Consider the following 12,682-nt stretch of genomic DNA (forward strand, 5'->3'; position numbering starts at 1 on the left):
CTGTTCATCAATATAAGTTTCCGTGTTTCGTTTTGTTCAGTTTTGAGAGAACTATCTCTCATATATAAATGTATGTTCTTTGAAAACTAGATAACAGTGTAGCTCATATTTTTTTAATTTTAGTTTGGTTAAGTTAGAAAGGGCGCACGGTGGATGCCTTGACACTAGGAGTCGATGAAGGACGGGACTAACGCCGATATGCTTCGGGGAGCTGTAAGTAAGCTTTGATCCGAAGATTTCCGAATGGGGAAACCCACTATACGTAATGGTATGGTATCCTTACCTGAATACATAGGGTATGGAAGACAGACCCAGGGAACTGAAACATCTAAGTACCTGGAGGAAGAGAAAGCAAATGCGATTTCCTGAGTAGCGGCGAGCGAAACGGAATCTAGCCCAAACCAAGAGGCTTGCCTCTTGGGGTTGTAGGACATTCTATACGGAGTTACAAAGGAACGAGGTAGACGAAGCGACCTGGAAAGGTCCGTCGTAGAGGGTAACAACCCCGTAGTCGAAACTTCGTTCTCTCTTGAATGTATCCTGAGTACGGCGGAACACGTGAAATTCCGTCGGAATCTGGGAGGACCATCTCCCAAGGCTAAATACTCCCTAGTGATCGATAGTGAACCAGTACCGTGAGGGAAAGGTGAAAAGCACCCCGGAAGGGGAGTGAAAGAGATCCTGAAACCGTGTGCCTACAAATAGTCAGAGCCCGTTAATGGGTGATGGCGTGCCTTTTGTAGAATGAACCGGCGAGTTACGATCCCGTGCGAGGTTAAGTTGAAGAGACGGAGCCGCAGCGAAAGCGAGTCTGAATAGGGCGTTTAGTACGTGGTCGTAGACCCGAAACCAGGTGATCTACCCATGTCCAGGGTGAAGTTCAGGTAACACTGAATGGAGGCCCGAACCCACGCACGTTGAAAAGTGCGGGGATGAGGTGTGGGTAGCGGAGAAATTCCAATCGAACCTGGAGATAGCTGGTTCTCCCCGAAATAGCTTTAGGGCTAGCCTTAAGTGTAAGAGTCTTGGAGGTAGAGCACTGATTGAACTAGGGGTCCTCATCGGATTACCGAATTCAGTCAAACTCCGAATGCCAATGACTTATCCTTAGGAGTCAGACTGCGAGTGATAAGATCCGTAGTCAAGAGGGAAACAGCCCAGATCGCCAGCTAAGGTCCCAAAGTGTGTATTAAGTGGAAAAGGATGTGGAGTTGCTTAGACAACTAGGATGTTGGCTTAGAAGCAGCCACCATTTAAAGAGTGCGTAATAGCTCACTAGTCGAGTGACTCTGCGCCGAAAATGTACCGGGGCTAAATACACCACCGAAGCTGCGAATTGATACCAATGGTATCAGTGGTAGGGGAGCGTTCTAAGTGCAGTGAAGTCAGACCGGAAGGACTGGTGGAGCGCTTAGAAGTGAGAATGCCGGTATGAGTAGCGAAAGACGGGTGAGAATCCCGTCCACCGAATGCCTAAGGTTTCCTGAGGAAGGCTCGTCCGCTCAGGGTTAGTCAGGACCTAAGCCGAGGCCGACAGGCGTAGGCGATGGACAACAGGTTGATATTCCTGTACCACCTCTTTATCGTTTGAGCAATGGAGGGACGCAGAAGGATAGAAGAAGCGTGCGATTGGTTGTGCACGTCCAAGCAGTTAGGCTGATAAGTAGGCAAATCCGCTTATCGTGAAGGCTGAGCTGTGATGGGGAAGCTCCTTATGGAGCGAAGTCTTTGATTCCCCGCTGCCAAGAAAAGCTTCTAGCGAGATAAAAGGTGCCTGTACCGCAAACCGACACAGGTAGGCGAGGAGAGAATCCTAAGGTGTGCGAGAGAACTCTGGTTAAGGAACTCGGCAAAATGACCCCGTAACTTCGGGAGAAGGGGTGCTTTCTTAACGGAAAGCCGCAGTGAATAGGCCCAAGCGACTGTTTAGCAAAAACACAGGTCTCTGCGAAGCCGTAAGGCGAAGTATAGGGGCTGACACCTGCCCGGTGCTGGAAGGTTAAGGAGAGGGGTTAGCGTAAGCGAAGCTCTGAACTGAAGCCCCAGTAAACGGCGGCCGTAACTATAACGGTCCTAAGGTAGCGAAATTCCTTGTCGGGTAAGTTCCGACCCGCACGAAAGGTGTAACGATTTGGGCACTGTCTCAACCAGAGACTCGGTGAAATTATAGTACCTGTGAAGATGCAGGTTACCCGCGACAGGACGGAAAGACCCCGTGGAGCTTTACTGTAGCCTGATATTGAATTTTGGTACAGTTTGTACAGGATAGGCGGGAGCCATTGAAACCGGAGCGCTAGCTTCGGTGGAGGCGCTGGTGGGATACCGCCCTGACTGTATTGAAATTCTAACCTACGGGTCTTATCGACCCGGGAGACAGTGTCAGGTGGGCAGTTTGACTGGGGCGGTCGCCTCCTAAAGTGTAACGGAGGCGCCCAAAGGTTCCCTCAGAATGGTTGGAAATCATTCGTAGAGTGCAAAGGCATAAGGGAGCTTGACTGCGAGACCTACAAGTCGAGCAGGGACGAAAGTCGGGCTTAGTGATCCGGTGGTTCCGCATGGAAGGGCCATCGCTCAACGGATAAAAGCTACCCCGGGGATAACAGGCTTATCTCCCCCAAGAGTCCACATCGACGGGGAGGTTTGGCACCTCGATGTCGGCTCATCGCATCCTGGGGCTGTAGTCGGTCCCAAGGGTTGGGCTGTTCGCCCATTAAAGCGGTACGCGAGCTGGGTTCAGAACGTCGTGAGACAGTTCGGTCCCTATCCGTCGTGGGCGTAGGAAATTTGAGAGGAGCTGTCCTTAGTACGAGAGGACCGGGATGGACGCACCGCTGGTGTACCAGTTGTTCTGCCAAGGGCATAGCTGGGTAGCTATGTGCGGAAGGGATAAGTGCTGAAAGCATCTAAGCATGAAGCCCCCCTCAAGATGAGATTTCCCATAGCGTAAGCTAGTAAGATCCCTGAAAGATGATCAGGTTGATAGGTTCGAGGTGGAAGCATGGTGACATGTGGAGCTGACGAATACTAATAGATCGAGGACTTAACCATATAATATGTAGCAAATGTTATCTAGTTTTGAAGGAATATATATTTAAAATTCCTTTTGACATTCTGAAAAGAATGTGTATAATGATAAAAGTCTGGTAATGATGGCAGAGAGGTCACACCCGTTCCCATACCGAACACGGAAGTTAAGCTCTCTAGCGCCGATGGTAGTTGGGACCTTGTCCCTGTGAGAGTAGGACGTTGCCAGGCTTGTATTATTCCGCAGTAGCTCAGCGGTAGAGCTATCGGCTGTTAACCGATCGGTCGTAGGTTCGATTCCTACCTGCGGAGCCATTATGCTTCCATAGCTCAGCTGGTAGAGTACTTCCATGGTAAGGAAGAGGTCACCGGTTCAACCCCGGTTGGAAGCTTGGAAAAAGTTTTTAAATTTTTGGCCCGTTGGTCAAGTGGTTAAGACACCGCCCTTTCACGGCGGTAACACGGGTTCGAATCCCGTACGGGTCACCACTTTTGGAGGATTAGCTCAGCTGGGAGAGCACCTGCCTTACAAGCAGGGGGTCGGCGGTTCGATCCCGTCATCCTCCACCATATATGTTTAAATGTCGGAGGGGTAGCGAAGTGGCTAAACGCGGCGGACTGTAAATCCGCTCCTTCGGGTTCGGCAGTTCGAATCTGCCCCCCTCCACCATTTTCTTTAAAATAACCTGAGAGGGTTTATTTTTTTGAGAAGATAAGCATACTAGTAAATATTAATGGGCTATAGCCAAGCGGTAAGGCAACGGACTTTGACTCCGTCATGCGCTGGTTCGAATCCAGCTAGCCCAGCCATTTACGAGCCATTAGCTCAGTTGGTAGAGCATCTGACTTTTAATCAGAGGGTCGAAGGTTCGAATCCTTCATGGCTCACCATTTTCGCGGAAGTAGTTCAGTGGTAGAATACAACCTTGCCAAGGTTGGGGTCGCGGGTTCGAATCCCGTCTTCCGCTTTATTACTACGGGGCCTTAGCTCAGCTGGGAGAGCGCCTGCCTTGCACGCAGGAGGTCAGCGGTTCGATCCCGCTAGGCTCCATATAAATAGAGAAAGTGTACATCATATGATGTACGCTTTTTTTGTGTTTAAAAAGACAACTTTCATATTTGTCGTTTAAAATGAAGAAAACGTAAAAATAAAGGATGGGGGATAATTGTGAAAGTTGTCATTGCATCTGATTCATACAAAGAAAGTCTAAAGGCTATAGAAGTATGTGAAGCTATTGAAAGAGGTTTTGGAGCAATTTTTCCTAAAGCAGAGTATGTAAAAATACCAATTGGAGATGGTGGGGAAGGAACTGTTGATTCACTTGTTGATGCCACAGGAGGAAGCGTTGTATCACTTTATGTGACAGGACCGCTTAGAGAAGGCGTACAAGCTTTTTATGGCATTTCTACAGATAAAAAGACAGCGTTTATTGAAATGGCATCGGCATCTGGACTACAACACGTACCGGTTGAAAAGCGAAATCCATTCATTACAACGTCAAAAGGGACAGGAGAGCTTATATTACATGCGCTAGACCAAGGAGTTAAGCATATTATTTTGGGGCTTGGAGGAAGCGCTACAAATGATGGTGGAGCAGGTATGTTATCGGCTTTAGGAGTAAGGTTTATAGATGAAAAGGGTGAAGCAATAGATCCATCTGGAGGAACATTACATTCGATTGTCACGATTGATTTTTCACGAATGGATTCACGCCTAAAGGAGATAACGATAGAAGCGGCGTGTGATGTAAATAATCCATTAGTCGGAATGAGAGGGGCATCTTTCGTGTTTGGTGCTCAAAAGGGTGGGGATGTAGAGATGCTGAAAAGGCTAGATGAGAATTTAAAGCATTATGCGACTATTCTTAAACGATATGTATCTTTGGATGTATCTGAAATACCTGGTGCAGGAGCGGCAGGAGGTATGGGAGCAGCTGTTATTGCAGTGTTAAAGGGGAGCTTACGAAAGGGTATTGAAATTGTATTGGATCATACAAATTTTGATAAGCATATAGAAGATGCGGATTTAATTATAACTGGTGAAGGTAGAATAGATGAACAAACAGCATATGGAAAGGCTCCTGTTGGTGTCGCGGGGCGAGCGAAACGTCTTCATATTCCTGTGATTGCTATAGGAGGATCGGTATCTCCAAATTATCCAGTTGTTTACGAAAAGGGAATCGATGCAGTATTTAGTATTACGCCTTTTCCAATGGCACTAGACGAGGCATATAAGATGGCAAAAGAGAATATTGAAATGACAGCAAGAAATATTGCAGCAGTATGGAAAATTGCATCGAAAAAACACTTCTAAATGTAGAAGTGTTTTTTATTATTATCTAATAATAATGATAGCAGTTGTTTCATTAAGTTAACTTTATACATAAAATGGTCTTAAGATTTGGATTTCAACATAAATATAAGTGAATAAATTGTATATCCATACAGAAAAATGTCGAGTTGAGTCAGAGTATATAAAAGATTTAAAATATTTAGTGAAGGCATAAAAGGGGGATACTATCTATGAAAAAAGAAATCTCAGTTATTGGAGTTCCAATGGATTTAGGACAGATGCGTCGTGGAGTTGATATGGGCCCGAGCGCGATCCGTTATGCAGGGGTAATTGAAAGAATTGAAGAAATTGGATATAACATTAAAGATATGGGAGATATATGTATAGAGAGAGAAAAAGAAGTTGATGAAAATACAAAATTAAGAAACCTTACACAAGTTGCGACTGTATGTAATGAATTGGCAAGTAAGGTGGATCATATTATAGAAGAAGGTCGTTTTCCACTTGTATTAGGTGGTGACCATAGTATCGCAATTGGTACACTAGCTGGTGTGGCAAAACATTATAAAAATTTAGGTGTTATTTGGTATGATGCACATGGAGATTTAAATACGGAGGAAACTTCACCATCTGGTAATATTCATGGAATGTCACTTGCAGCAAGTTTAGGCTATGGACATCCCACGCTTGTAGACTTATACGGGGCATATCCAAAGGTGAAAAAAGAGAACGTTGTAATTATCGGTGCACGTGCATTGGATGAAGGAGAAAAAGACTTTATTCGCAATGAAGGTATTAAAGTATTCTCAATGCATGAAATTGATCGTATGGGTATGACGGCTGTTATGGAAGAAACAATTGCTTATTTATCTCATACTGATGGTGTACATCTATCATTAGATTTAGATGGTCTTGATCCTCATGATGCACCGGGAGTTGGAACGCCTGTAATTGGTGGTCTATCGTATCGTGAAAGTCATTTAGCGATGGAAATGTTAGCGGAAGCTGATATTGTTACATCTGCTGAGTTTGTTGAAGTAAATACGATTTTAGATGAGAGAAATAGAACGGCAACAACCGCGGTTGCTTTAATGGGTTCTTTATTCGGTGAAAAACTAAAATAAATGTAAGAAAAGCAACTGAGAAGTTGCTTTTTTTATTTGAAAATAGACGTATAATAATGATTTATATTATACTGTACGATAAGATTGTTTGACATCTTACCAATTTGATTTAAAGGGGGTTGTTTGTAATTGTCGTTTGTTTCATGTATGGTATAATTAACTAGTTGTTGGAAATACATACAGATAGAGCATAAAACAATATTTCAATATATGGATAGAATTGCTCGTAAGTAGGAGGAAGGGTTAGCATGCCTTTTGAAGATACGACCATTTTGAAATATCTTAGTACGGTATTAGATATTGCCGTTGTATGGTTTATTATATATAAGCTAATTCTTATAATCCGAGGGACAAAAGCTGTTCAACTTTTAAAGGGGATTACAGTTATTATTGTCGTTCGGATGATTAGTATTTTCCTTGAATTGCATACGCTTTATTGGCTAACGGAACAAGTATTAACGTGGGGATTTTTAGCCGTTATTATTATCTTCCAGCCAGAATTGCGAAGAGCACTTGAGCAGCTAGGACGCGGAAGTTTATTTTCGCGTGTTGGAACTCAGGAGGATGATGAACCTGAAATTGTTGCAACATCGATAGCAAAAGCAACGGAATATATGGGAAAACGTAGAATTGGTGCATTAATTACGTTGTCAAAAGAGACCGGAATGGGTGATTATGTGGAAACGGGTATTCCGTTAAATGCAAATGTATCATCGGAGTTACTCATTAATATTTTCATTCCAAATACGCCTCTTCACGACGGAGCCGTAATTATGCAAGGAAGTACAATTAAAGCAGCGGCTTGTTATCTTCCATTATCAGAAAGCCCCTTTATTTCTAAAGAGTTAGGAACAAGGCATCGTGCTGCAATGGGAGTTAGTGAAGTCACTGATAGTATTACAGTAGTTGTATCTGAAGAAACAGGCCAAATTTCTTTAACGAAAAATGGTAAGTTGCATCGTGATTTGAAGACAGAACAACTGAAGGATATGTTATTAGCAGAATTTAGTGGGAACGAAAAAACGACTTCTTCGTCTTTATGGAATTGGAGGAGAAAGCGTCATGGATAAGTTAATGGAGAATCATTGGTTTTTAAAAGGAATCTCATTACTATTGGCGTGTATGCTTTTTATGTCCGCAACTTTAACTGAAAAGAATACGACATCGGGTATATTACCTTTCGCAAATGATACGAAAGAAACATTAACTAATCATGCTATTAACCTTAAGTATGATGAAGATAAATATATTGTAAGTGGTATTCCGGCAGAGGGCGTTAAGGTGAAGTTAGAAGGCCCAAAAGCAGCAGTTGCTACAGCAAAAGCAAAAAAACAATTTGATATAACGGTTGATTTGCGAGATAGTCCAAAAGGGACTTATGAAGTTTCTTTGAAAACGAACGGGCTTCCAGATGATGTGAAGGGAACAGTTCAGCCATCAACAATTAAAGTTACTCTTCATGAAAAAGCGAGAAAATATGTTCATGTAGACTTAAAGTTATCAAATGAGGATCAGATGCCAGCGGGTGCTACTCTCGAAAAATCAAACATTAAACCTGATACTGTTGAGGTAGTTGGGACGAAAGAAGAAATCGAAAGTATTTCATCTGCTAAGGCGTATATTGATTTAAAAGGTGTTAATAAAACTGTTACAAAAACAGCTGAAGTTACATTATACAATAAAGAAGGAAAACGTTTAAATGTAAGAACAAGTCCATCTAAAATTAGTGTAACGTTGAATGTGGCGACGCAAGCTACGGCCAATAATACGGAAAAAACTGTTCCTGTAACGTATACGAAAAAGGGGAGTTTACCAGAAGGATTGGCCGTTACAAATATTAGCGTTGAACCGAGAGAAGTAACGATAGCGGGTCCAAAAGATATTTTGGATAATATACAATCGATAGAGGGGGTCGAAGTAGATCTTAGTCAATTGACTGAGTCTACAACATTCGATACCTCTGTTTTATTGCCAAAGGGTGTAACGAGTTCTAAACCAAATCAAGTGAGGGTTTCCGTAGGGGTACAAAAAGTAAAACAAACAAAAACTAGAACAATTGAAGGTGTCTCGATTCAAAAAAATGGAGTTTCTAAAGATGTCACTGCTCAGCTACTTTCGCCACAGGATGGAAAGATAAGCGTTGATATTTCAGGAGAAGCAAGTATAGTAGATAAAATAACAGCTGCTCAAATAACAGCGGTAATTAATTTGCAAAATGTATCGCCAGGGACGAAGGATGTTTCGATTCAAGTGAGCGGTCCTGGTAATATTTCAATAGAGCCAAAACAAAAAAGTGCTAAAGTTACTATTGTGAAGAAAGAAAAGCCAGATCAAGAAGTACAGGGTAATGGTGAACAACCAGATTCAAATAATAATCAAGATAATCAAACTGAAAAACCAAAAGATCCTGAAACTAATCCAGAAAAAGACCAGGACAAAGAAAAAGACAAAGATAAAGATAAAGAACTTAGTCAAGAACCAACGGTAGATAATCAAAAAGAGCAAGAAAAAGGAGCGAATCATAATGGGTAAATATTTTGGTACAGATGGAGTACGTGGAGTTGCGAATGAGGAATTAACACCTGAATTAGCTTTCAAAATTGGACGTTTTGGTGGTTATGTATTAACAAAAGATACAGATCGTCCAAAAGTAATTATCGGTCGTGATACACGTGTATCTGGTCATATGTTAGAAGGAGCTTTAGTAGCAGGTCTATTATCAACTGGAGCAGAAGTAATGCGCCTTGGTGTTATTTCTACACCGGGTGTTGCTTATTTAACAAAGGCGTTAGGCGCACAAGCGGGTGTGATGATTTCTGCATCTCATAATCCGGTACAAGATAACGGAATTAAATTCTTCGGTTCAGACGGTTTTAAATTAACAGATGAGCAAGAAGCAGAAATCGAAGCTTTATTAGACAAAGAAGTTGATGAATTGCCACGTCCAACAGGTACTAACCTTGGACAAGTGAGCGATTACTTTGAAGGTGGACAAAAATATTTACAATACATTAAACAAACTGTAGAAGAAGATTTCTCTGGTTTACATATCGCTTTAGATTGTGCACATGGTGCAACGTCTTCTTTAGCGCCGTACTTATTTGCGGATTTAGAAGCTGATATTTCAACAATGGGAACTTCACCGAATGGTATGAATATTAATGCTGGAGTAGGTTCTACGCATCCTGAAGGCCTAGCAGAATTAGTGAAAGAAAAAGGTGCTGATATCGGTCTTGCTTTTGATGGTGATGGTGACCGTTTAATCGCTGTAGATGAAAAAGGAAACATCGTTGATGGCGATCAAATTATGTTTATTTGTGCGAAGTACATGAAAGAAACTGGCCAACTAAAGCACAATACAGTTGTTTCAACTGTTATGAGTAACTTAGGTTTCTACAAAGCACTTGAAGCAAACAATATTACAAGTGACAAAACTGCAGTTGGTGATCGCTACGTAATGGAAGAAATGAAACGCGGTGGTTACAACTTAGGCGGAGAACAATCAGGTCACATTATCTTACTTGATTACATTACAACTGGTGATGGAATGTTAAGTGCACTTCAACTTGTAAACATCATGAAAATGACGAAAAAGCCATTATCTGAGCTTGCAGGAGAAATGACGAAATTCCCACAATTACTAGTAAATGTTCGTGTAACAGATAAAAAATTAGCATTAGAAAATGAAAAAATTAAAGAAATTATTCGTGTTGTAGAAGAAGAAATGAACGGTGATGGCCGCATTCTTGTGCGTCCATCTGGAACAGAACCGCTTATTCGTGTAATGGCAGAAGCACCGACACAAGAAGTTTGTAATGCATATGTACATCGTATTGTAGAAGTTGTTAAAGCTGAAGTTGGCGCTTAATAATTTGTTGAATTTATTTTAAAAGGAGCACAAGAAGTGCTCCTTTTTCATATGTTTTAAAGACGATGAAAAAAATTTCATTGACGGTTTATAATGTTTGTTATAAGATTGTCTTGTTCTTTTTCTCAAAGTAAATGTTGTAAATTATAAAAGCGCCAGAACTACAAGTAGTGTAGTTGACGAGGTGGAGTTTTATCGAGATTTCGGCGGATGACTCCCGGTTGTTCATCATAACCGCAAGCTTTTACTTAAATCATTAAGGTGACTTAATGGACAAAGGTGAAAGTGTGATGAGAGAAAAGGAACGGATGAAAACTAGCTGTATAAGTATATACGGACTTAAACCCAATCGAGAGGAAGGTGAAAGCCGTTACAAGCTTACAGGGCTAGCAATATGTAATCCGTTTTTTAGTATAAATAAAAATGGTATCGGACTATGTCGTTACATGTTCGCAAAGCAGTGTAAGCATTTGTAACGGCGACTAAACATGTGTGGAATCGTAGGATTTATTGGAGAACAAGATGCAAAGGAAATTTTATTAAAAGGTTTAGAAAAACTAGAATATCGTGGATATGATTCAGCAGGTATTGCAGTACAAGCAGAGAACGGTGTTGTTGTGTACAAAGAAAAAGGCCGTATTGCAAAACTTCGCGAAATCGTAGATGAGAACGTAGCAGCAAGCGTAGGTATCGGACATACACGCTGGGCTACACACGGTGTTCCAAGTAAGGTAAACGCGCATCCGCATCAAAGTACATCAAAGCGCTTTACACTAGTTCATAACGGTGTAATTGAAAACTATGAATTAGTGAAAAAGGAATATTTACAAGATGTAACGTTCGTAAGTGAAACAGATACAGAAATTATCGTACAGCTTATGGAACAACAAGTGAGCACAGGATTAAGTGTAGAAGAAGCGTTCCGTAATACGCTATCTCTTTTACATGGCTCTTATGCAATCGGATTACTTGATGCTGAAAATCCAAACATGATTTATGTTGCTAAAAACAAAAGCCCGCTATTAGTAGGTGTTGGTGACAACTTTAATGTTGTGGCGAGCGACGCTATGGCGATGTTACAAGTTACAGATCAATTTATTGAGTTAATGGATAAAGAAATCGTAATCGTAACGAAAGAAAGCATTACAATTAAAAACTTACAAGGTGAAACGATTGAACGTGCACCGTTTACAGCGGAATTAGATGCAAGTGACATTGAAAAGGGAACATATCCTCATTTCATGCTTAAAGAAATTGATGAGCAACCACTTGTAATCCGTAATATTATTCAAAAGTATCAAGATGAAAATGGCGAAATTGAATTAGATCAAGATATCCGCAACGCGATTTTAGATAGCGATCGTATTTACATCATTGCATGTGGAACGAGTTATCATGCAGGTCTTGTTGGAAAACAATTTATCGAGAAGTTTGCAAAAACACCAGTTGAAGTACACGTAGCAAGTGAATTCTCTTACAACATGCCATTATTAACAGAAAGACCATTCTTCATTTACATTTCACAAAGTGGTGAAACAGCTGATAGCCGTGCAGTACTTGTGCAAACAAATGAAATGGGTCATAAAGCATTAACAATTACAAACGTACCTGGTTCTACGCTTTCTCGTGAAGCTGACTATACACTTCCACTATACGCTGGACCAGAAATTGCGGTTGCATCAACGAAAGCTTACACAGCACAACTTGCAGTACTTTCAATCTTAGCGGCTGACATTGCTAAAGCAAAAGGTGAAGTTCTTGATTTCGACTTAACACACGAACTAGGAATTGTAGCAAATGCAATGATAGAACTTTGTGATCAAAAAGAAGAAATGGACGCATTAGCAAAACAATTTTTAGCAACAACGCGTAACTGTTTCTTCATCGGACGTAGCGTAGACTTCTACGTAGGATTAGAAGGTGCGTTAAAACTAAAAGAAATCTCTTACATCCAAGCAGAAGGATTTGCTGGAGGAGAATTAAAACACGGTACAATCGCTTTAATCGAAAATGGTACACCAGTTATCGCACTTGCTACACAAGAGCACGTAAACCTTGGAATTCGCGGTAACGTGAAAGAAGTAGTAGCACGCGGAGCTAACCCATGTATCATCTCAATGAAAGGCTTAGAAATGGAAGGAGACAGCTTCGTATTACCAGCTGTACACGAAGCACTAGCACCGCTAGTAGCAGTTATTCCATTACAACTTATCTCATACTACGCAGCACTTCACCGCGAGTGTGACGTTGATAAGCCACGTAACTTAGCTAAATCTGTTACGGTTGAGTAGAAGGTTGGTAGATTTGAAATAAATTTGTGAAGCCTCACCCCTTTGGATATTTTTATCTAAAGGGGTGTTTTTGTGTCCAAAA

7 protein-coding genes, 9 tRNA genes and 2 rRNA genes are annotated in these 12,682 nt (G+C 41.4%); all 18 read left to right on the forward strand.

Annotation, left to right across the window (positions count from 1 at the left end):
* Positions 1-126: 126 nt before the first annotated feature.
* The 18 genes from BTOYO_RS14335 to glmS all read left to right on the forward strand — a co-directional run bounded on the left by BTOYO_RS14335 (position 127) and on the right by glmS (position 12,600).
* A 23S ribosomal RNA gene (locus BTOYO_RS14335) occupies positions 127-3,048 on the forward strand.
* Between the two features lie 91 nt (positions 3,049-3,139).
* Positions 3,140-3,255 (forward strand): 5S ribosomal RNA (gene rrf / locus BTOYO_RS14340).
* 9 nt (positions 3,256-3,264) lie between these two features.
* Positions 3,265-3,339, forward strand: a tRNA-Asn gene (locus tag BTOYO_RS14345).
* Between the two features lie 4 nt (positions 3,340-3,343).
* Positions 3,344-3,416, forward strand: a tRNA-Thr gene (locus BTOYO_RS14350).
* 22 nt (positions 3,417-3,438) lie between these two features.
* Positions 3,439-3,513: transfer RNA gene (locus tag BTOYO_RS14355), tRNA-Glu, on the forward strand.
* A 5-nt stretch (positions 3,514-3,518) separates the two neighbouring features.
* A tRNA-Val gene (locus tag BTOYO_RS14360) sits at positions 3,519-3,594 on the forward strand.
* A 16-nt stretch (positions 3,595-3,610) separates the two neighbouring features.
* Positions 3,611-3,694: transfer RNA gene (locus BTOYO_RS14365), tRNA-Tyr, on the forward strand.
* A gap of 65 nt (positions 3,695-3,759) precedes the next feature.
* Positions 3,760-3,834: transfer RNA gene (locus BTOYO_RS14370), tRNA-Gln, on the forward strand.
* A gap of 5 nt (positions 3,835-3,839) precedes the next feature.
* Positions 3,840-3,915, forward strand: a tRNA-Lys gene (locus tag BTOYO_RS14375).
* Positions 3,916-3,920: 5 nt separating this feature from the next.
* Positions 3,921-3,992 (forward strand) — tRNA-Gly (locus BTOYO_RS14380).
* Positions 3,993-4,002: 10 nt separating this feature from the next.
* Positions 4,003-4,075 (forward strand) — tRNA-Ala (locus BTOYO_RS14385).
* A 117-nt stretch (positions 4,076-4,192) separates the two neighbouring features.
* Entirely contained in the window at positions 4,193-5,338 is a 1,146-nt protein-coding gene (locus BTOYO_RS14390; RefSeq protein WP_000869568.1) for a glycerate kinase, read from the forward strand.
* Positions 5,339-5,547: 209 nt separating this feature from the next.
* Positions 5,548-6,441 (forward strand): arginase, encoded by an 894-nt coding sequence (rocF, locus tag BTOYO_RS14395; RefSeq protein WP_000711576.1) that lies wholly within the window; start codon positions 5,548-5,550, stop codon positions 6,439-6,441.
* A 248-nt stretch (positions 6,442-6,689) separates the two neighbouring features.
* Positions 6,690-7,511, forward strand: coding sequence for a diadenylate cyclase CdaA (cdaA, locus tag BTOYO_RS14400; protein ID WP_001115710.1), 822 nt, complete (start codon positions 6,690-6,692; stop codon positions 7,509-7,511).
* Entirely contained in the window at positions 7,504-8,973 is a 1,470-nt protein-coding gene (locus tag BTOYO_RS14405) for a CdaR family protein (protein WP_000359589.1), read from the forward strand. The genes cdaA and BTOYO_RS14405 overlap by 8 nt, the downstream gene beginning before the upstream one ends.
* Positions 8,966-10,309, forward strand: a complete 1,344-nt coding sequence (glmM, locus tag BTOYO_RS14410) for a phosphoglucosamine mutase (protein WP_000521472.1) — start codon at positions 8,966-8,968, stop codon at positions 10,307-10,309. The genes BTOYO_RS14405 and glmM overlap by 8 nt, the downstream gene beginning before the upstream one ends.
* Positions 10,310-10,599: 290 nt before the next feature.
* Positions 10,600-10,785: a hypothetical protein gene (locus BTOYO_RS14415; protein ID WP_033657406.1), complete on the forward strand. Its 186-nt coding sequence runs from the start codon at positions 10,600-10,602 to the stop codon at positions 10,783-10,785.
* Between the two features lie 12 nt (positions 10,786-10,797).
* Positions 10,798-12,600: a glutamine--fructose-6-phosphate transaminase (isomerizing) gene (gene glmS, locus BTOYO_RS14420; protein ID WP_000334150.1), complete on the forward strand. Its 1,803-nt coding sequence runs from the start codon at positions 10,798-10,800 to the stop codon at positions 12,598-12,600.
* Positions 12,601-12,682 lie beyond the last annotated feature (82 nt).

This window comes from Bacillus toyonensis BCT-7112, from assembly GCF_000496285.1.
Lineage (GTDB): Bacteria > Bacillota > Bacilli > Bacillales > Bacillaceae_G > Bacillus_A > Bacillus_A toyonensis.

Coding starts and splice junctions, on each gene's coding strand:
- BTOYO_RS14405 (WP_000359589.1), top strand. CDS start 7,504: ATGGATAAGTTAATGGAGAATCATTGGTTTTTAAAAGGAATCTCATTA.
- glmM (WP_000521472.1), top strand. CDS start 8,966: ATGGGTAAATATTTTGGTACAGATGGAGTACGTGGAGTTGCGAATGAG.
- rocF (WP_000711576.1), top strand. CDS start 5,548: ATGAAAAAAGAAATCTCAGTTATTGGAGTTCCAATGGATTTAGGACAG.
- BTOYO_RS14415 (WP_033657406.1), top strand. CDS start 10,600: ATGAGAGAAAAGGAACGGATGAAAACTAGCTGTATAAGTATATACGGA.
- cdaA (WP_001115710.1), top strand. CDS start 6,690: ATGCCTTTTGAAGATACGACCATTTTGAAATATCTTAGTACGGTATTA.
- glmS (WP_000334150.1), top strand. CDS start 10,798: ATGTGTGGAATCGTAGGATTTATTGGAGAACAAGATGCAAAGGAAATT.